The sequence below is a fragment of the Nocardia australiensis genome (assembly GCF_020733705.1).
GTDB classification, from domain to species: domain Bacteria; phylum Actinomycetota; class Actinomycetes; order Mycobacteriales; family Mycobacteriaceae; genus Nocardia; species Nocardia australiensis.
The window spans coordinates 221,019-239,467 of sequence record NZ_JAJFZM010000003.1 but is presented as its reverse complement, the minus strand read 5'-3'; the positions used below and the strand labels follow the sequence as shown (position 1 = coordinate 239,467).

Annotated in this window: 15 protein-coding genes; 13 read left to right on the top strand and 2 right to left on the bottom strand. The window is 67.1% G+C overall.

The window, feature by feature from the left end; all coding sequences use genetic code 11:
* Nucleotides 1-11: 11 nt before the first annotated feature.
* A complete protein-coding gene (locus tag LKE06_RS20375) occupies nucleotides 12-1,580 on the bottom strand; it encodes a phytoene desaturase family protein (protein WP_228000900.1) in 1,569 nt (522 codons plus the stop codon).
* Nucleotides 1,581-1,623: 43 nt separating this feature from the next.
* Entirely contained in the window at nucleotides 1,624-2,235 is a 612-nt protein-coding gene (locus tag LKE06_RS20370; RefSeq protein ID WP_228000899.1) for a GNAT family N-acetyltransferase, read from the bottom strand.
* A 160-nt stretch (nucleotides 2,236-2,395) separates the two neighbouring features.
* Here LKE06_RS20370 and LKE06_RS20365 point away from each other — a divergent pair, with 160 nt between their 5' ends.
* The 13 genes from LKE06_RS20365 to murC all read left to right on the top strand — a co-directional run bounded on the left by LKE06_RS20365 (nucleotide 2,396) and on the right by murC (nucleotide 18,445).
* Nucleotides 2,396-2,836 carry an SAV_6107 family HEPN domain-containing protein gene (locus LKE06_RS20365; RefSeq protein WP_228000898.1) on the top strand — a complete coding sequence of 147 codons (441 nt, stop codon included), beginning with the start codon at nucleotides 2,396-2,398 and terminating at the stop codon, nucleotides 2,834-2,836.
* A 195-nt stretch (nucleotides 2,837-3,031) separates the two neighbouring features.
* The gene (locus LKE06_RS20360; protein WP_228000897.1) at nucleotides 3,032-3,457 is read left to right on the top strand and encodes an SCO2097 family morphological protein; all 426 of its coding nucleotides are present in this window, start codon (nucleotides 3,032-3,034) and stop codon (nucleotides 3,455-3,457) included.
* Between the two features lie 448 nt (nucleotides 3,458-3,905).
* Entirely contained in the window at nucleotides 3,906-4,337 is a 432-nt protein-coding gene (gene mraZ / locus LKE06_RS20355; RefSeq protein ID WP_228000896.1) for a division/cell wall cluster transcriptional repressor MraZ, read from the top strand.
* A 217-nt stretch (nucleotides 4,338-4,554) separates the two neighbouring features.
* Nucleotides 4,555-5,526: a 16S rRNA (cytosine(1402)-N(4))-methyltransferase RsmH gene (gene rsmH / locus LKE06_RS20350; RefSeq protein WP_228000895.1), complete on the top strand. Its 972-nt coding sequence runs from the start codon at nucleotides 4,555-4,557 to the stop codon at nucleotides 5,524-5,526.
* Nucleotides 5,527-5,599: 73 nt separating this feature from the next.
* Nucleotides 5,600-6,565, top strand: coding sequence for a cell division protein FtsL (gene ftsL / locus LKE06_RS20345; protein WP_228000894.1), 966 nt, complete (start codon nucleotides 5,600-5,602; stop codon nucleotides 6,563-6,565).
* 128 nt (nucleotides 6,566-6,693) lie between these two features.
* Complete coding sequence (locus tag LKE06_RS20340) at nucleotides 6,694-8,454, top strand: peptidoglycan D,D-transpeptidase FtsI family protein (RefSeq protein ID WP_228000973.1); 1,761 nt, start codon at nucleotides 6,694-6,696, stop codon at nucleotides 8,452-8,454.
* A gap of 114 nt (nucleotides 8,455-8,568) precedes the next feature.
* Entirely contained in the window at nucleotides 8,569-10,218 is a 1,650-nt protein-coding gene (locus LKE06_RS20335; RefSeq protein ID WP_228000893.1) for a UDP-N-acetylmuramoyl-L-alanyl-D-glutamate--2,6-diaminopimelate ligase, read from the top strand.
* A complete protein-coding gene (locus LKE06_RS20330) occupies nucleotides 10,215-11,729 on the top strand; it encodes a UDP-N-acetylmuramoyl-tripeptide--D-alanyl-D-alanine ligase (protein ID WP_228000892.1) in 1,515 nt (504 codons plus the stop codon). The genes LKE06_RS20335 and LKE06_RS20330 overlap by 4 nt, the downstream gene beginning before the upstream one ends.
* Nucleotides 11,730-11,766: 37 nt before the next feature.
* Nucleotides 11,767-12,843, top strand: coding sequence for a phospho-N-acetylmuramoyl-pentapeptide-transferase (gene mraY, locus LKE06_RS20325; RefSeq protein WP_228000891.1), 1,077 nt, complete (start codon nucleotides 11,767-11,769; stop codon nucleotides 12,841-12,843).
* 49 nt (nucleotides 12,844-12,892) lie between these two features.
* Nucleotides 12,893-14,323 carry a UDP-N-acetylmuramoyl-L-alanine--D-glutamate ligase gene (gene murD / locus LKE06_RS20320; RefSeq protein WP_228000972.1) on the top strand — a complete coding sequence of 477 codons (1,431 nt, stop codon included), beginning with the start codon at nucleotides 12,893-12,895 and terminating at the stop codon, nucleotides 14,321-14,323.
* Nucleotides 14,320-15,801, top strand: a complete 1,482-nt coding sequence (gene ftsW, locus LKE06_RS20315) for a putative lipid II flippase FtsW (protein ID WP_228000890.1) — start codon at nucleotides 14,320-14,322, stop codon at nucleotides 15,799-15,801. Before murD ends, ftsW begins: the two co-directional genes overlap by 4 nt.
* Before the next feature lie 5 nt (nucleotides 15,802-15,806).
* The gene (gene murG / locus LKE06_RS20310; RefSeq protein ID WP_372477399.1) at nucleotides 15,807-16,928 is read left to right on the top strand and encodes an undecaprenyldiphospho-muramoylpentapeptide beta-N-acetylglucosaminyltransferase; all 1,122 of its coding nucleotides are present in this window, start codon (nucleotides 15,807-15,809) and stop codon (nucleotides 16,926-16,928) included.
* Nucleotides 16,929-16,966: 38 nt separating this feature from the next.
* Nucleotides 16,967-18,445, top strand: a complete 1,479-nt coding sequence (murC, locus tag LKE06_RS20305; RefSeq protein WP_228000971.1) for a UDP-N-acetylmuramate--L-alanine ligase — start codon at nucleotides 16,967-16,969, stop codon at nucleotides 18,443-18,445.
* Nucleotides 18,446-18,449 lie beyond the last annotated feature (4 nt).

Genomic DNA, 18,449 nt, shown 5'->3' with positions numbered 1-18,449 from the left:
GATCGAGTCCGTCATCGCTTGCGCAGCAGCGGAAACCGATTCCGTCGCTGATCACGCAGGACGAGCTGTGCCGCGCTGCGGCCACTCGCCCCGGATACGCCGCCACCCGGATGCGTCGACGCGCCGGTCAGATACAGGCCGGGCGCGCCTGGCACCCGCTGCCCGGACAACTCCGGCAGTGGCCGCCACATCATCATCTGGTCGAGGGACATCTCGACGTGCATTACATTGCCGCCGCGCAATCCCATCTCACGCTCCAGATCGACCGGTGTCTGCACAAATCTTCGTACGATAGATTCCGCGAAACCCGGTGCATAGGAATCGACTTCGGCAATAATGCGGTTGGCCTCGCGGTCTGCGTGGTCGGCCCAGTCGCTGCCGTCAGCCAACTGATACGGATGCCATTGCGCCCACAGTGAGAGCTGATGCTCGCCGGGCGCCGCGATGGTCGGGTCCAGTGCGCTGAAACTCATGGCCAGCACGACCGGGCGCGGCGGCAGGTCCCCCGCGAGGGCGGCGCCGTGCGCGAGCCGCAACTGCCGACGATCGGTCACCAGAAACTGCAAGCCGCGCGCGGATTCGTCGGTCGAGCTGCCAGGGTAGTTGGGCAGCGAGTCGGTGGCCAGCCGCACCACCATGCCGGTTCCCGGGCCGACTCGAATTCGCCGCTGCCAGTCGTCGAGTACGGAATCGTCGAATCCGCCTTCTCGAAGCAGATCCAGGGTGGCCAGCACGTGGGTGCCCGCTATTACGGTGTCCGCGTGCAGGTTTCGGCCGGTCGCGGTGCGTACCCGCCATCCGTTCCCGGCCCGTTGCAGAGCGGTCACCGCATCGCCCGCCGTCACCGTGGCGCCATCGGCACGCAGCCGGGCGACGAGCGCCGCGGCCAGCGCGCCACTGCCACCGACGGCGCGGCCGGGCGGCAGGGTGTGCATGAGGGCGGCGAACCCAACCATCGGTGCGGTGCCCGGTTCGGACATGGGCGGGCCGGACTGGGCGCCGAACCAGGCCAGAGACGCTTTGAGTCGCTCGTTGTCGAAGTAGCGATCCAGCAGGGCATCTCCGGACTGCAGGAACTCCCGCGACAGCGCGCTGCTACCGCCGCGCGCGTCCAATCCCCAGAACGAGCGCAGTAGGTGGCCGGGCGTGGGAGTTCCGCCGAACGCGCGCATCACCCGCGCGGTGCGCGGTCCCCAGACCTCGACGAAGCGCCGGTAGGCGGCCGCGTCGCGGGTGCCGCACGCCGCGGCGATGGACGCGCAGGTCCGGTCGATATCGCGATGGAACACGATCGGCGTGTCGCCGCCGGGCCCGCTTGGCGTGAAACCCCAAGGGTCGCAGTCGATATAGCGCAACCCGAAGCGCTCTAGCTCGAGGTCCTCGATGATCCCGGTGTGGCGCACCATGATGTGCGCGGATGATCCCCGATCGACAAGATGTCCGGGAAAACGCTCGACGGTCGACACGGCGCCGCCCAGCACCTCGTCGCGCTCGAGCACCTCGACGCGGTGACCGGCACGCGCCAGATAGCAGGCCGCGACCAGCGCATTGTGACCCGAGCCGATAACAAGAACCGTCATGTGGCCCGCTCGGCCGCGTCGGCAGACCCGACGTCCGGCCCGATCACATCGGCAGCCGTCGGCCGAGAATGGCGAACGGGCGGGTATCGCCGGCGAACACGAAATCCCGGACCACGTCGGTGAATCCCTGCCGCCGGTACAATCTCCAGGCGCGGTTCTCCTCACGTTCGACCTCCGGTGTCGACAGCAATACCGCGCGTTCGGGGCGGTCCTGCAGCAGCCTGGTCAGCAGGGTCGAGCCGATGCCGCGGCCCTGTGCGGCCGGGTGCACATGGAGTTCGGTGAGTTCGAAATAGTCCGAAAGCAGGTCGCGCGCTGAGTGTTCCGGCCAGCCCGACCGGCGCATACCGCTGTGTACCTGTTGATGCCACCACTGGTGTGCGGCACCACGATAGCCATACGCGATCGCCACGATGGGTGCCGATCGAAGGTCGATATGCCCGGAATCGTCGGGCACGACGGCCGCGACCGCCTGCCAGCCGGAGCGGGTGGTGTGCTCGGTCCACATCGGCGCGCGGTACTGCTCGGTGCCGCGCGGATAGTCCATGGCCGTGACATACACGGCCAGAGCATCGTGCAGCCGGGAGCGCAGGGCCGTGACCGAGAGGTCGACGACGACGGGTGCGGGGGTGTGATTGGGCTTGACGGCAGTCATGGCTCTCGTCGGGCCGCTGTGGCGCGGAAGTTTGTCGGTGGGTGTCTCTATATTCAATCTCAATTCAAACGTTCGAATATCCGTTCGATTCGCGCGGTGGGTGAGAAGTTCGATCCAACGCAACCAATCGGCAGATGTGCGATTGCGGAGGGATGGGGAGATGTCTGGTCGGACCGAACACCCGGGGCAGCCGGGTCGAGCGGGAAAACTGCTGCAAAAAGCGGACGGCCTGTTGATGCAGGCGGCGGGTGAGGAGGATCCCCGAGAGCGATTCCGGACCGCGTATCTGGCGGCGTTGCGTGGCGCGGGCTCGGTGCTCGCGTTCACCGGGGCTGACGCCGCGCCACGAGCGCGTTCGCGCAATGCGTGGGTGTTGTTGCAGCGTGCCGCGCCCGAGTTCGTCATGTGGGCTGACTACTTCAGTGCGCGTTCGCAGACGCGGGCGGCGCTGGAGGCCGGGCTCGACCGCGATATCGATGACCAGCTGGCCGACGAGTTCTGTTCGCGGGTGGGCGCATTCCTGCACGACGTGGAGGATCTCATCGATGCCGGCGCGCGATTGCGCCCTGCTCCGGGCTGGACCGGAGGCATGACCGCATAGTTATCGGCGCGTCGGCGAGTTGTCCGGTCTTCGCCCGGTCGGGCGCACGCGGACGACGGACTTCGTTCAGCTGTACCCATTAGGTGGTACGGCCCTCATCGAACTCGTATCATTGGTGTCAGATAGCCGCCAAGGTCGGCTATTTGTCGCCTACCCGGAGGCGACCAGCCAAGTCCTAGTGCCGGGGGAGGTACCGTGCCACTCTCCGAGCACGAGCAGCGCATGCTCGAACAAATCGAGAGCGCTCTCTATGCTGAGGATCCGAAGTTCGCCTCGTCCGTCCGCGGCGGACGTCTTCGCTCGACCTCGAGTCGTCGCAGACTCCAGGCCGCAGCCCTGTTCGTCCTTGGTTTGTTTTTGCTCGTCGCCGGCATTGCCGCTCCGGTGAAGCTCGGCGACTTTCCGATCATCAGCCTGATCGGATTTATCGTGATGTTCGCCGCTGGCGTGCTCCTGCTGCTCGGCGGCTCGAAGGGTGTGGCCAAGGGGGACCACCGGTCGGGCGATGCCCCGTCCGGTGGCACGAGCGGCGGATCGAGCGGACGTGGGCGTCAGCGCAAGTCCGGTGGTTTCTCCGAGCGTATGGAGGATCGATTCCGGCGACGGTTCGAGCAGGAGTAGCTCGCTCTTAGCCGCATTCTGATCGGCACCCGCATAACACATGGCGACGCCGCACCGAAACGGTGCGGCGTCGCCATGTGTTATGCGAAACGCCGAGCCATCGGACGATCTTTCGGCCCGGTCTCCGCAGTGCCCCACATCGCCCCACCGAGTTCCCCCACTTTCACCCCATTCATCCCCTGAGTGGGGTCGCACCAGGGGGTTTGCTGGTTGTTGTCGGACGCCCGCTGTGTCGGTCGGCCTGTGTGGGCCAACACGCAAAATCCTCCCCACCGTGGTGATAGCTGGGATGACCTGCGGAATCGTTGAGCCGGGGATCCAGATCACCTCGAGTTTCGATTGAAAGTGGGGGAAAGTGGGGTAATGTGGAGCGCGCACTACAGGGAAGTCATACATCCGAGGTGGTCGTACTCTCCGCGCAGGCGGGGTGGATCCAGGAGGTGTCGAGATGTTTCTCGGTACCTACACACCCCGGATGGACGACAAGGGGCGACTCACGTTGCCTGCGAAATTTCGAGACGATCTGGCGGGAGGGTTGATGGTCACGAAGGGTCAGGACCACAGCCTTGCCGTGTACCCCAAGGATGAGTTCACCGCGCTCGCTCGTCGGGCCGCGGCGGCATCTCGAAGTAATCCGCAGGCTCGCGCGTTCGTCCGGGCACTCGCGGCCGGAACGGACGAACAACGTCCGGACGCACAGGGCCGGATCGTGTTGTCGGCCGATCATCGTCGCTACGCGAACCTTTCGCGGGACTGCGTCGTGATCGGATCGGTCGACTTCCTCGAGATATGGGATAAGCAAGCGTGGGAGTCCTACCTCGCCGAGCATGAGGAGGACTACGCGGACGCGAGAGACGAGTCGCTGGGCGGAATCTTCTAACCACGCGAACGAGTGCCACGCGGCCTCTGTCCGGACGTGGACCCTGACGTACTTCCCCGACGCCAGGTGCCGTGTTTCGGGCAGAGACCACGCGGCATTCGTATTTCGAAAGCAGCTGTGTAACAACGCGACCCGTGTCCGATGGTCGGGCATCCGTCCGGCGAGCGCTGGCGGGTAGTGCAGGCGACGATGCGAGGCAGAATCCCGGGAGGTCGAGGTGAACCGTGAACAGCACGGTCCCCGTCATGTACCGGTTCTGCTGCGGCGAGCCGATGAACTCCTCGGTCCCGCGCTGAGCGAGCCCGGCGCGGTCTATGTGGACGCGACCCTCGGGCTCGGTGGACATGCCGAGCATTTCCTGCGCACCTATCCGGGGATCCGTCTCGTCGGGCTGGATCGCGACACCTCGGCGCTGGCCTTGGCCGCGCAACGGCTGAAGCCGTTCGAGGACCGAATCACGCTGGTGCACACCAGGTATGACGGCATCGCCGAGGCGCTGCGCGAGGCGGATCTCGATTCGAGGGGTTCGGTGAGTGCCATTCTGATGGATCTGGGGGTGTCTTCGATGCAGCTCGACGAGGCTGATCGCGGCTTCGCCTACTCCGTCGACGCGCCGCTGGACATGCGGATGGATCCGACGACCGGCCTCACCGCGGCCGACGTGCTCAATACCTATACCCACGGCGAGCTGGCCAGGGTGCTGAAAACCTATGGGGAGGAACGCTTCGCGGGCCGGATCGCCAGCGCGGTAGTGCGCCGCCGCCAGCAGAAGCCCTTCACCACCAGTGCCGAACTGGTCGAGCTGCTTTACACCGCCATCCCGGCAGCGACCAGGCGGACCGGCGGACACCCGGCCAAGCGCACCTTCCAGGCGCTGCGCGTTGAGGTCAACCACGAACTCGATTCGCTGCGCGCCGCATTGCCCGCGGCTCTCGATTCACTGCGGGTCGGTGGACGGATCGTGGTGATGTCCTACCAGTCGCTCGAGGACCGGGTGGTCAAACAGGAGCTCGCGCCGCGTACAACATCGCGTACCCCGGTGGATCTACCGGTCGAATTGCCCGGCATGGGACCGGAATTCAAGCTGCTTACCCGCGGCGCCGAGAAGGCGACGGAACAGGAGATCGAAGAAAACCCGCGTGCGGCACCCGTGCGGATGCGCGCCGTAGAGAGAATCCAGGAGGTCTGATGAGGTATCGACGTGAATCGCTCGTCAGGCCGATCGGATTCGGTTGTCCCGCTGCAGCGGAGGAGGCGAATTCATGAGTGTTCGGACGCGCACCGTCGAGGCGCCGGGCCGGGTCGCCCGCCGCGTTCAGGCTGCCGAGCGGGTGAAATCCGGTGCGGCGCAACGAGCTTATGCCCGCCGTCGGGTGCGTGCCGAGCAGCTCGACGACACCCCGAAGCTGCCGCGTCAGCGGGTGTCGGGCATGGCGACCCGAATTCCATTCGTGGTGGCCATCATTGCGCTACTCGGCTGCGGCCTCGCGGTCACGCTGCTGCTGACCACTCGTGCCGCGGAGGATAGCTATCAGCTCGGCGATGCCCGGACGGTCAACCGGAAGCTCTCCGAGGAGCGGGCCGCACTACAGCGTGAGGTCGAGGCGGCCGATTCGGCGCCGGAACTCGCGGCTCGCGCGCGTGAACTCGGCATGATCCCGGCCAAGGATCCGGCACGCATTGTGGTGGCTCCGGATGGAACCGTCATCGTAGTCGGGAAGCCCACTCCGGCCGAGGGGCCACCGGTGCCGCCGCTGAACGGTGCGCCACCCGCGCCGAGCGCCGCGCAGCCCGGCCATGTCCTGGCACAGGGGGAGCGGGTGGTGCCGGTACCCACCTCACGTCCGCGGTCGGCACCAGGCCAGCCGAACACAGTGCTGGCCAATGGGACGCAGGGACATACCGCCGCACCGGCCCCGACCGACGCGGTGCCCGTCGCCGCGGGCCCGGCACCCGTGCCGCCGCCTGTCGTTCCCGCGCCGATACCGCAGATACCGGTGGCGCCCGCGCCGGTGGAAGCACCGGCCTCGGTCGAGACGCCGCTACCCGCCGCACCGGAGATTTCGGCATTGGAAGGTCAGGTGCCCGAGGCTCCGGCACCGGAAGGCGTGGCCGCACCGGAAGCCCAGGCGCCGGAAGGTCAAGTGCCGCCGCAGGCGCAAGCTCCCCAATCACCGGCTTCGGAGCCGCCGCAGGAGCCGGCAGCGCCCGATGGAGGGGCGCAGTGACCAAGACCAGGCCCGCGCCGCGCAAGCGACGCGGGCCGAATCCATCTGGCGCGTCTAAACCGAAGCGCCGGACGAAGCGGACCGCCGACGGACCGTTGCGGCTGCGCCTGGGTGTCGGTCGGGTCGTGATGCTGGTCGCGCTGGTGGTTGTGGCCCTGCAGCTGTTGTGGTTGCAGAGCATCGCCGCCCCCGGTCTATCCGCACAAGCGGCCAGCCAACGCACCACTCATGAGCCGGAGGCGGCCACCCGCGGACCGATTACCGATCGCAACGGCAAGTCGCTGGCTTTCACCGTCACCGCCAAAGCGCTGACCTTCCAACCGGTGAAAGTCCGCAAGGACCTGGCGGACGCAAAAGCCAAGAGCTCGAAGGCGCCCGATCCCGACGAGCGGCTGAAGGCAATCGCGAAGACCATTCATGAAAAACTTGGCAAGGCTGGGCCCTCTGAATCCGATCTGCTCGAAAACCTGCGCAGCGACAAGACATTCGTCTATCTGGCACACCGGGTCGACCCGCGTATCGCCTCCGATATCACGACGAAGTTCCCGGAGGTAGGAGCCGATCGCGAGGACGTACGCGACCATCCGGGTGGATCTCTCGCCGCTAACGTTATCGGCGCCACCGGGTGGGACGGCCACGGCCAGATCGGACTCGAATCGTCGATGGATGCGGTATTGGCGGGCACCGACGGGTCGCAGACCTACGATCGCGGCTCCGATGGTGCGATCATTCCCGGTAGCTGGCGCGACAAGCAGTCCGCGGTGAACGGCAACGGCGTGGAACTGACCATCGACTCCGATCTGCAGTACTACGTACAGCAACAGGTGCAGCAGGCCAAGGAGATGTCCGGCGCCAACTCGGCCTCCGCTGTCGTGCTCGACGCCAAATCCGGTCAGGTGCTGGCGATGTCAAACGACAATACGTTCAACCCGCAGCTGGGTCCGGAGCATTGGGGCTCCGCCGAACTGAATAATCCCGCGGTGCAGAACCCGTTCGAACCGGGCTCGGTCAACAAGATCGTCACCGCCGCCGCGGCCATCGAATACGGATTGACCAATCCCGATGAGGTGCTGCAGGTTCCGGGTGATATCCGGATGTCGGGCGTCACCGTCAACGATGCGTGGGCCCATGGCGTCGCGCCGTATACGACCACCGGAATCTTCGGCAAGTCGTCCAATGTCGGCACATTGATGCTGGCGCAGCGGGTGGGGGAGGATCGGTTCGCGGACATGATGAGCCGTTTCGGTCTCGGCCAGCGGACCGGCGTCGGACTGCCGGGCGAAAGTCCGGGCCAGGTGCCCGCCAGGGATCAGTGGTCCGGCGGCACCTTCGCGAATCTGCCCATCGGCCAGGGGCTTTCGATGACCACGCTACAGATGACGGCGATGTACCAGGCGATCGCCAATGACGGTATGCGGATTCCGCCGCGCATCGTCAAGGCCAAGATCGCCCCCGATCTCACCCGCACCGAGGAGTCGCAGCCCGACGGTGTCCGGGTCGTGAGCCCGCAGACCGCGGCCACCCTGCGTACCATGTTCCAGGCAGTGGTGCAGAAGGATCCGATGGGCGTGCAGATGGGCACCGGCAGTCCGGCCGCTGTCGAGGGCTATCAGGTCGCCGGCAAGACCGGTACGGCGCAGAAGGTCGATCCGGGTTGCAACTGCTATTCGACGTCGTCGTACTACATCACCTTCGCCGGGATGGCGCCCGCGGACAACCCGCGCTATGTCATCGGCCTGATGCTCGACGCGCCGATACGCAGCTCCGACGGCAGCGGTGGCGGCTCGGCCGCACCGCTGTTCCACAACATCGCTTCGTGGGCGTTGCAGCGCGACCGCATCCCACCCTCCACGGAACCGGCCAGGCGGTTCGTTCTGCAGGCTCCGTAGCAATGTGTGAGCCGCGTTGTCCGGGCGTGAGTCGACGTCGGTAATCTGACTCGTCGTTATCGAACCCAATTCGTCCCTGTCCGAGTAGTCGCGTCAATTCTCGAGAGGAGCCCCGTGCCCGCGCAGTCCAGCCCGCACGCGCTCCGGCCGACCCAGCCGCGGTCGACCCCGCTATCCACCGTGCTGGAGTTGACCGGCGCAAGCACGTCAGGAGTTGTCCCGGCGGAGGTCCAGGTCACCGGTATCGAACAACGCTCGAACGCGGTGGCACCAGGTGATCTGTTCGCCGCGCTCCCCGGCGCGCGGGCCCACGGTGCCCGCTTCGCGCGTGAGGCCGTCGAACGCGGTGCGATCGCGGTGTTCACCGACGCGGCGGGCGCGAAACAGGTCGGCGACCTCGGCGTGCCGGTGCTGGTGCGCGAATCGCCACGTGCGGCACTCGGCGAGCTATCGGCCGCGTTGTATGGCAATCCGTCGCACCGGCTGCGCATCGTCGGCATCACCGGCACATCTGGGAAAACCACCACCGCGTATCTCGTTGAGGCGGGATTGGCCGCCGCCGGTCTGTCCACCGCATTGATCGGCACCATCGAGACCAGGATCGGCGGCAAGCGGGTGCCGAGCGCGCTGACCACCCCGGAGGCGCCACAGTTGCATGCCATGTTCGCACTGATGGTCGAACAAGGGGTGGACGCGGTGGTGATGGAAGTGTCCAGTCACGCGCTTGCACTCGGCCGTGTCGATGGCGTGCGCTTCGCCGTCGGCGCCTTTACCAACCTGTCGCAGGACCACCTGGACTTCCATGCCGACTTCGAGGACTACTTCGCCGCCAAGCGCAGGCTGTTCGAGCCCGAGTCGCCGATCGCCGCCCGCACCGCAGTGATCTGCGTCGACGACGAGTGGGGACGGCGACTTGCTGCCGATCTCGCGGGCCCGGTGACAGTTTCCACCGGCGAGACCGTGGCGAGCACCGCAGACTGGCGTGCCGAGGGCGCGGTGACCGTGGCCGGAGGCGGGCAGGAATTCACCGCCGCCGGACCTGAGGTGAACATCGATGTGCGCCTGCGGCTTCCGGGCCGCTACAACATCGCCAACGGGCTTCTCGCGGTTGCCGTGTGCGCCGCGGCGGGCGCCGATCCCGCCGTTGCCGCCCCCGCGCTCGCGACCGTCGATGTGCCCGGCCGCATGCAGCGGGTGGAACGCGGCCAGGACTTCCTCGCCGTCGTCGACTATGCACACAAGCCCGCCGCCGTTGAATCGGTGATCGCTACGCTGCGGGGGTACCTCACGGCCGCCGCGACGGAAGAAGCTACCGGGCGTCTGGCCGTGGTCGTCGGCGCCGGCGGCGACCGCGACGCGGGCAAGCGTCCGCTCATGGGCGCGGCCGCGGCGTACGGTGCGGATCTGCTGATCATCACCGACGACAATCCGCGTACCGAGGATCCGGCGGCCATCCGTGCGACCATGCACGCGGGCGCGCAACAGATCCCGGCGGCGCGGCGCGGCGAGATCCGGGAAATCGGCGATCGTGCCGAGGCCATCGCCGCCGCCGTCGACTGGGCGCGTCCAGGTGACGTGGTGCTCGTCGCGGGCAAAGGACATGAGGCAGGGCAGGAGATCCAGGGTGTGAAGCATCCGTTCGACGACCGCGACGTGCTCGCGGCGGCACTGGAGCGGCGCCTGGGGAGCGACCAGACCACCACACAGCAGCAAGCACAACGAAGTCCGCAGAGTTCGGACGCGGAGGACTTGACGGTTTCATGATCGAAATGACACTGCGGGAGATCGCGGATGTCGTGGGCGGCACGCTGCACGACGTACCCGACCCGGAGGTGACGGTAACCGGTTCGGTCGAATTCGATTCGCGCCGAATCGGTTCCGGTGATTTGTTCCTCGCTGTTCCCGGCGAGCGTTCCGACGGCCACGACTTCGCGAAGACGGCGGTCGCCGCAGGCGCGGTCGCGGTGCTCGCGGCGCGCCCGGTGGGTGTGCCCGCCATCGTCGTCGCGCCGAGCACGGGTGCGGTCCCGGCGAGTTCGGTTGCGCTGGCTCATGATTCGGACGGGTCCGGTGCCGCGGTGCTCGCCGCGCTCGCGGCACTGGCACGCGCGAGCGTCGAACGGCTCAGTGCGACAGGCGGACTCACTGTCGTCGGGGTCACCGGGTCCTCCGGTAAGACCTCGACCAAGGATCTACTCGCCGCCGTGCTCGCGCCGCTGGGGCCGGTGGTGGCGCCGCCCGGATCGTTCAATAACGAACTGGGTCACCCGTGGACCGCGCTGCGCGCCGACGCGGGCACCCGCTTCCTGGTGCTGGAACTGTCCGCGCGCGGTCCCGGCCATATCGCGGCACTCGCACGGGTCGCGCCGCCGCGCATCGGTGTCGTGCTCAATGTCGGCACCGCGCACCTCGGTGAGTTCGGCAGCCGTGCGGCGATCGCCGAGACCAAGGGCGAGCTGGTCGCGGCGCTGCCGTCGGATGGTCTGGCGGTACTCAACGCCGACGATCAGCAGGTCGCCGCGATGGCGACTCGCACCGACGCCAGGGTGCATACGGTCGGTCAGGCCGAGCGCGCCGATATCCGAGCCACCGATGTCCGGCTCGATGACCAGGCGCGCGCGGGTTTCACCCTGAATACCCCCACCGGAAGCATTCCGGTGCAATTGGCCGTGCACGGCGAACACCAGGTCGGCAATGCGCTTGCCGCAGCTGCGGTAGCCCTGGAATGCGGTGCCGACCTCGACACCATCGCCGCCGCGTTGTCCGGTGCGCGAGCTGCCTCGGCCCGGCGGATGGATGTCACGACCACCGCGGTGGGCGTCACCGTCGTCAACGATTCCTATAACGCCAACCCGGATTCGGTGCGAGCCGCGCTCAAGGCACTGGTGACTATGTCGCGTGCGGGCACCGAGCCACGCCGCAGCTGGGCGGTGCTCGGCGAGATGGGCGAGCTCGGCGAGGAGTCGGTGATCGAGCACGACCGCATCGGACGTCTCGCCGTGCGCCTGGATGTGGACCGCCTGATCGTGGTGGGGACGGGCAGGCCCTCCCACGCGATGCATCAGGGAGCGGTGATGGAAGGCTCATGGGGCGAGGAGTCGATTCTCGTACCCGATATCGGCGCGGCCATCGCGCTGCTCGACGACGAGGTCGAAACGGGCGACGTGGTGCTGGTCAAGGCATCGAAGTCGGTGGGCCTGTGGGAGGTCGCCGAGCACCTGACCGCGGCAGGGCCTGCGGGCGAGGGTAGTGGTAGCACGGAGGCAGCGCAGTGAGCGAGACAACCGTTGGTCGAAGTAGCGAGGCGCGGTCATGAGACAGATCATGTTCGCGGCGGGGATCGCGTTGGCGGTGTCGATCCTGTTGACGCCGTTGTTGATTCGGACCTTCGCCAAACGTGGCTTCGGTCAGGAGATCCGGGTAGACGGCCCGGCGAGTCATCAGGCCAAGCGCGGTACCCCGACGATGGGCGGGGTGGCGATCCTGGTCGGCATGTGGGCCGGGTATCTGGGTTCGCATCTGATCGGTATCGGTTATAACGCGGAGGGGCCCTCGGCTTCGGGACTGCTCGTGCTCGGGTTGAGCACGGCGCTGGGCGGCGTCGGCTTTCTCGACGACTTCATCAAACTGCGCAAGCAGCGCAACCTGGGGTTGTCGGCTGCCGGAAAGTACATCGGCCAGGTCGGCGCCGCCGTCATTTTCGGCGTGCTGGCGCTGCAATTTCGCGGCGGCAATGGGCTGACTCCGGCCAGCAGGCACATGTCGTATGTCCGTGACATCACGACGGTTTCGGTCGGCGCGATCATCTTCCTGTGTGTCGTGTGCCTGCTGGTGGTGGCCTGGTCCAATGCGGTGAACCTCACCGACGGCCTCGATGGGCTGGCGGCGGGTTCGATGAGCCTGGTGCTCGGTGCGTACGTGATCATCACCTTCTGGCAGTACCGCAACGCGTGCTCGACGCTGCCTGAGGCGGGCTGCTACAACGTGCGCGATCCGCTGGATCTCGCGCTGGTCTGCGCTTCGGCCGCCGCTGCGTGCGTCGGGTTCCTCTGGTGGAATGCCGCGCCCGCCAAGATCTTCATGGGCGACACCGGTTCGCTGGCGCTGGGCGGCATGCTGGCCGGGTTGTCGATCACCACGCGCACCGAGTTGCTGATGGTGGTGATCGGCGCGCTGTTCGTGGCCGAGGCCGCGTCGGTGGTACTACAGATCGCGGTGTATCGCACGACGCGCAACCGATTGTTCAAGATGGCACCGTTCCATCATCATTTCGAGCTGAGTAAGTGGGCGGAAACTACGGTGATCATCCGATTCTGGTTGCTTGCGGCGATCGCCTCGGCGGTCGGACTCGGGCTGTTCTATAGCGAATACCTCTCCGCGGTCGGGTGAACAAGTAATGGTCGAACATTCTCCGAAGGCTTTGCGATCGCCGGGCCCGATGCTCGAATTCCTGCGTGGCCGTGACGTGCTGGTGGCTGGTTGGGGTGTATCGGGTCGGTCGCTGATCGAGCCGCTGCGTGATATCGGCGCCCGCCCGGTGGTCACCGATGGTGGTGCCACCGCGCTCGCCGAAGCGGCCGGGCTCGGGCTGGACATCGCCACCTGCACCGAATTGGAAAGCACCGACTGGAGCCGGTTCGCGCTGGTCATCACCAGCCCTGGCTGGCGGCCGGATTCGCCGGTGCTGGCCGCGGCTGTCACCGAGGGCATCCCTGTGTGGGGCGATGTCGAATTCGCCTGGTGGGTCGATCAAGCCAGGATCTACGGCCCGGTACGCAAATGGCTGGTGGTGACGGGTACCAACGGCAAGACCACAACCACCTCGATGGTGCATTCGATCCTGCGCGCGGCGGGCATCGCCAGTGTCGCGTGTGGCAATATCGGGTTGCCGATTCTGGATGCGCTGCGGCGCAATCCCGGTCCGCAGGTGCTCGCGGTCGAACTGTCGTCCTTCCAGCTGCACTGGGCGCCGTCGGTGCGACCCGAGGCCGGTGTGGTGCTGAATGTGGCCGAGGATCACCTTGACTGGCACGGTGGTCTCGATGCCTATGCGATGGCGAAGGCCAGGGCGTTGTTCGGCCGGGTCGGTGTGGTCGGACTCGACGATCCGGTTGCGGCCTCGCTCGCCCGGCGTTCGAAGGCGCGGCGGACGGTTGGTTTCCGGATCGGTGTGCCCGCCGACGGCGAACTCGGTGTCGTCGACGGCAAGCTGCTCGACCGCGCGTTCACCAAGGCCGCGATCCTCGCCGAAGTCGCTGACATCAGCCCGCAGGGCCCCGCCGGTGTCGCCGATGCCCTCGCCGCTTCGGCGCTGACCAGGGCCATCGACGTGGCGCCACAATTCGTGCGCGAGGGATTGATCGAGCACAAGGTCGGTCCGCACCGCGCCGCGTTCGTGCGTGAACTCGGCGGTGTCGAATTCGTCGACGACTCGAAGGCAACCAACCCGCACGCCGCGCGGTCGTCGATCCTGGCCCACTCGCAGGTGATCTGGGTCGCCGGTGGGCAACTGAAGGGTGCCGGGGTCGAGGACCTGATCGAAGAGATCGCCGATCGGCTGGTCGCCGCGGTACTGATCGGGTCCGACGCGCCGGTGATCGCCGCCGCGTTGGCGCGACACGCGCCCGAGGTCCCGGTCGTCGAGGTGCGCGTGGGAGACGATGCGGGCATGGGTAGCACCGAGCAGGCCGACGCCGTAATGACGCAGGCGGTGCGCGCGGCGGCGGGCTTCGCCCGCCGGGGCGATGTCGTCCTGCTGGCGCCGGCCGCGGCCTCACTGGATATGTTCGCCGACTACACGCACCGGGGGCGCAGTTTCGCCGCGGCGGTGCATTCTCTGGAAGACGGTGACATCGGGCGGCGGCTATGACCGAGGCGACGCGGCCTGCCAGACAGGTCGGTACCAGGTTCGGTGCCTGGTTTGCCCGCCCACTCGCGTCGTTTCACCTGGTCGTCACCATCGCCACGCTACTGACGGTGCTCGGCCTGGTGATGGTGCTTTCCGCATCGAGTGTCGAGGCGTATGCCGATGGTGGGTCAGCGTATTCGCTGTTCAACCAGCAGGCCATGTTCGCCGCCATCGGCACCATACTGTTCTATCTCGCGTTGCGGATTCCGCTGCGCAGGCTGCGTCAATGGTCGTTCCCGGTTTTCGCCGTCTCGGTGATCGCGCTAGTCCTGGTGCTGATTCCGGGTATCGGCAACGAGGTTCAGGGTTCGCGGCGCTGGTTCGATGTCGGACCGTTCGCGGTGCAGCCGTCGGAGATCGTCAAGGTGACGCTGGTGGTGTGGGGCGCGCATCTGCTTGCCTCGCGCCAGATGGAGCGAGCCAATATCAAAGAGCTGCTGATACCGCTGGTACCCGCAGGTCTGCTCGTCTGCCTGCTCGTGGTACTGGAGCCGAACCTGTCCACCACCATCGCGCTCGGCATCGTGCTCGCGGCGCTGCTGTGGTTCGGTGGGCTGCCGGTGCGGTTGTTCATCACGATCGCGGTATCGGGCATGGTGGCGGCGGGGGTGCTCGCGCTGTCGGCGGGCTATCGTTCCGACCGCATGCGCGCCTTTTTCAACCCGGGCGACGACCCGCAGGGCATCGGTTACCAAGCCCGCCAGGCGTTGTACTCGCTGGCTGACGGCGGTATCTGGGGCCGTGGTCTCGGTCAGAGCCGCGCCAAGTGGAGCTACCTGCCGAACTCGCACAACGATTTCATCTTCGCCATCATCGGCGAGGAACTCGGCTATCTCGGTTGTGCGTTGGTGCTCGGGTTGTTCGCACTGTTCGTCTATACCGGCCTGCGCATCGCTGCCCGGTCGGCCGATCCATTCCTGCAGCTGCTCACCGCGACCGCGACCACTTGGATCACCGGTCAGGCCCTGATCAATATCGGTTATGTGGTCGGCCTGCTCCCGGTGACCGGACTGCAGCTGCCGCTGGTGTCGGCGGGTGGCTCGTCGCTGGCGATTACCCTGTTCATGTTCGGCATCATCGCGAACGCGGCCAGGCATGAGCCCGAGGCTGTTTCGGCATTGCATGCCGGGCAGGACGGGCGGTTCAGCCGACTGCTGCGGCTGCCCAAACCGGAGGTGTACTCTCCGGCACGGGCGGATGCGGCGCGGGCGCGTTCGGCCGCGGCTAAGGCGGCGCGTTCCGCCGAGAAGGCCCGCGCCGACCGGGCGAGGGCCGATCGAGCACGGCAGGCGCTGCCCGCTCGACGCCCGCAATCAGGTGCGGATCCAGGCAGGCGCCGGGTCCAGGAGAGTCGTGGCACGCGTTCGCTGCGCTCTACCAGGGCGTGGGAGCCGAGCTATCCGTTGAATCATGCGAGAGATCGGGGAAGATCCAGGTGAGTGACATTCAGCCCGCTGGCCGGCCATTGTCGGTGATCGTTGCGGGTGGTGGCACCGCGGGACATATCGAACCGGCACTTGCCGTCGCGGATGCGTTGCGCCGTTTGGACGATTCGATCCGGGTGACCGCGCTCGGTACCGAACGCGGACTGGAAACTCGCCTCGTTCCCGAGCGCGGTTATCCGCTCGAGCTGATTCCACCGGTTCCGTTGCCACGGAAGCCGACGGCCGATCTGTTGCGGCTACCCGGCCGGGTCCGTGCGTCGGTGGCCAGGACGAGGGCAATCATCGACGCGGTCGAGGCGGACGTCATCGTCGGTTTCGGCGGCTATGTCGCACTGCCCGCGTACCTGGCGGCGGGGCGCGGCGTGTTGCGTCGTAGGCGCGCGGTGCCGGTGGTCGTACACGAAGCGAATGCCAAGGCGGGCATCGCAAACAAGGTCGGCGCCCGTCGTGCGGCGAAAGTGCTTGCCGCCGTCCCTGATTCGGGCCTGGCGCACGCCGAGGTCGTCGGAATCCCGGTGCGCGGCTCGATCACCTCGCTGGACCGTGCCGCACTGCGAGCCCAGGCGCGCGCGCATTTCGATCTGCCCACCGACGGCCCGGTGCTGCTGGTATTCGGCGGGTCGCAGGGCGCGCGGAGTTTGAACGAGGCGGTGTCGGGCGCCGCGCCGCAGCTGGCGGCGGCGGGTATCTCGGTGCTGCACGCGCACGGTCCCAAGAACACCCTCGAGGTCGCAGAGCCCGGTGACGACCGGTCCCGTTATGTCGCCGTGCCGTATCTGTCCCGGATGGATCTTGCCTACGCCGCCGCGGATGTGGTCGTCTGCCGGTCCGGGGCGATGACCGTCGCCGAGGTGTCGGCGGTCGGGTTGCCCGCCTTCTACGTGCCGCTGCCGCACGGCAACGGCGAGCAGGAACTCAACGCGAGGCCGGTAGTGCGTCAGGGCGGTGGCACAATTGTGGCCGACTCCGAATTGACCCCGAAGTATGTGATCGACGAGGTGATCCCACTGCTTACCGACCCCGCACGGCTGATCGAGATGGGCCGCGCCGCCGCAGGCGCCGGACACCGTGACGCCGCCGACGAGGTGGCCCGGATCGTGGTGCGGGTGACCGGCCGGTGACCGCTACCGAGGGTGAGCGGGCGCGAATCGACGCCGACATGCGTTCGGCATTGCCGCCCGAGCTCGAGCGAGTACACATGGTCGGTATCGGTGGTGCCGGCATGTCCGGTATCGCGCGCATTCTGCTGTCTCGTGGTGGTGCGGTGTCCGGTTCGGACGCCAAGGAGAGTCGCGGCGTTCTTGCGCTGCGTGCTCGTGGCGCACAGGTGCGTATCGGGCATGACGCCGGAGCCCTGGATCTGCTGCCGGGCGGGCCCACCGCCGTGGTCACCACGTACGCGGCTATTCCCAAGACCAATCCCGAACTGGTCGAGGCGAATCGGCGCGACATCCCGGTGCTGCTGCGCCCGACCGTGCTCGCCTCCTTGATGCGCGGCCACCGCACTCTGCTCGTTTCCGGCACGCACGGCAAGACCTCCACTACCTCGATGCTGATCGTGGCCTTGCAGCACTGCGGGTTCGATCCGTCCTTCGCCGTCGGTGGTGAACTCAACGAGGCAGGCACCAACGCCCATCACGGCACCGGGGAGATCTTCGTCGCCGAGGCCGACGAGAGTGACGGCTCGTTGCTGCAGTACGACCCGCACGTCGCGGTGGTCACCAATATCGAGTCCGACCACCTGGACTTCTTCGGCTCCGATGAGGCCTACGTGCAGGTCTTCGACGATTTCGTCGATCGGCTGTCCGATGGCGGTCTGCTGGTGGTGTGCCTCGACGATCCGGGCTCGTGGGCGCTGGCCGAACGCGTCGGTGCGCGCTTGGCGGACAAGAACATTCGAGTACTCGGCTACGGCTCGGGCGAGTTGCCCGACGCGCCTGTCCCGGTCGGGGTGTGGCTGCACAGCTGGGAACCGCGCGATGTCGGTGGGCTGGCCCAGTTTCAGCTGGCCGACGAACCCGCGCCGCGCACGCTGCGGTTGTCGGTGCCCGGCAGGCATATGGCACTCAACGCGCTGGCCGCATTGCTCGCCGCGCGTGCCGCCGGGGCGGATGTCGATGAAATCGTGCAGGGGCTGGAGGGTTTCGGCGGGGTGCATCGCCGTTTCCAGTTCTCTGGCCGCGAGAATGGCGTCCGGGTCTTCGACGATTACGCCCATCACCCGACCGAGGTGCGCGCGGTGCTCGGTGCCGCCGCCGAGCTGGTTGAACAGGAAGCGCGTGATGGTGCCCGGTCCCGGCAGGGCCGAGTCATCGTCGTGTTCCAACCGCACCTCTACAGTCGCACTGCCACGTTCGCGGGTGACTTCGGCGCGGCGCTGAGCCTGGCCGACGAGGTGGTCGTGCTCGATGTTTATGGTGCGCGCGAGAAGCCGCTGCCCGGGGTCAATGGCGCGTTGGTTGCCCAGGCGGTCACCAAACCCGTGCATTACCAACCGGATATGTCGCGGGTCGGCCGTCAGGTCGCGGCGCTGACACTGCCCGGTGATGTGGTGATCACCATGGGCGCGGGCGATGTGACCATGCTGGGCAGCCAGATCCTCGACGGGCTTCGGGCACGTCCGCAGTACGGGCGGTGATCCG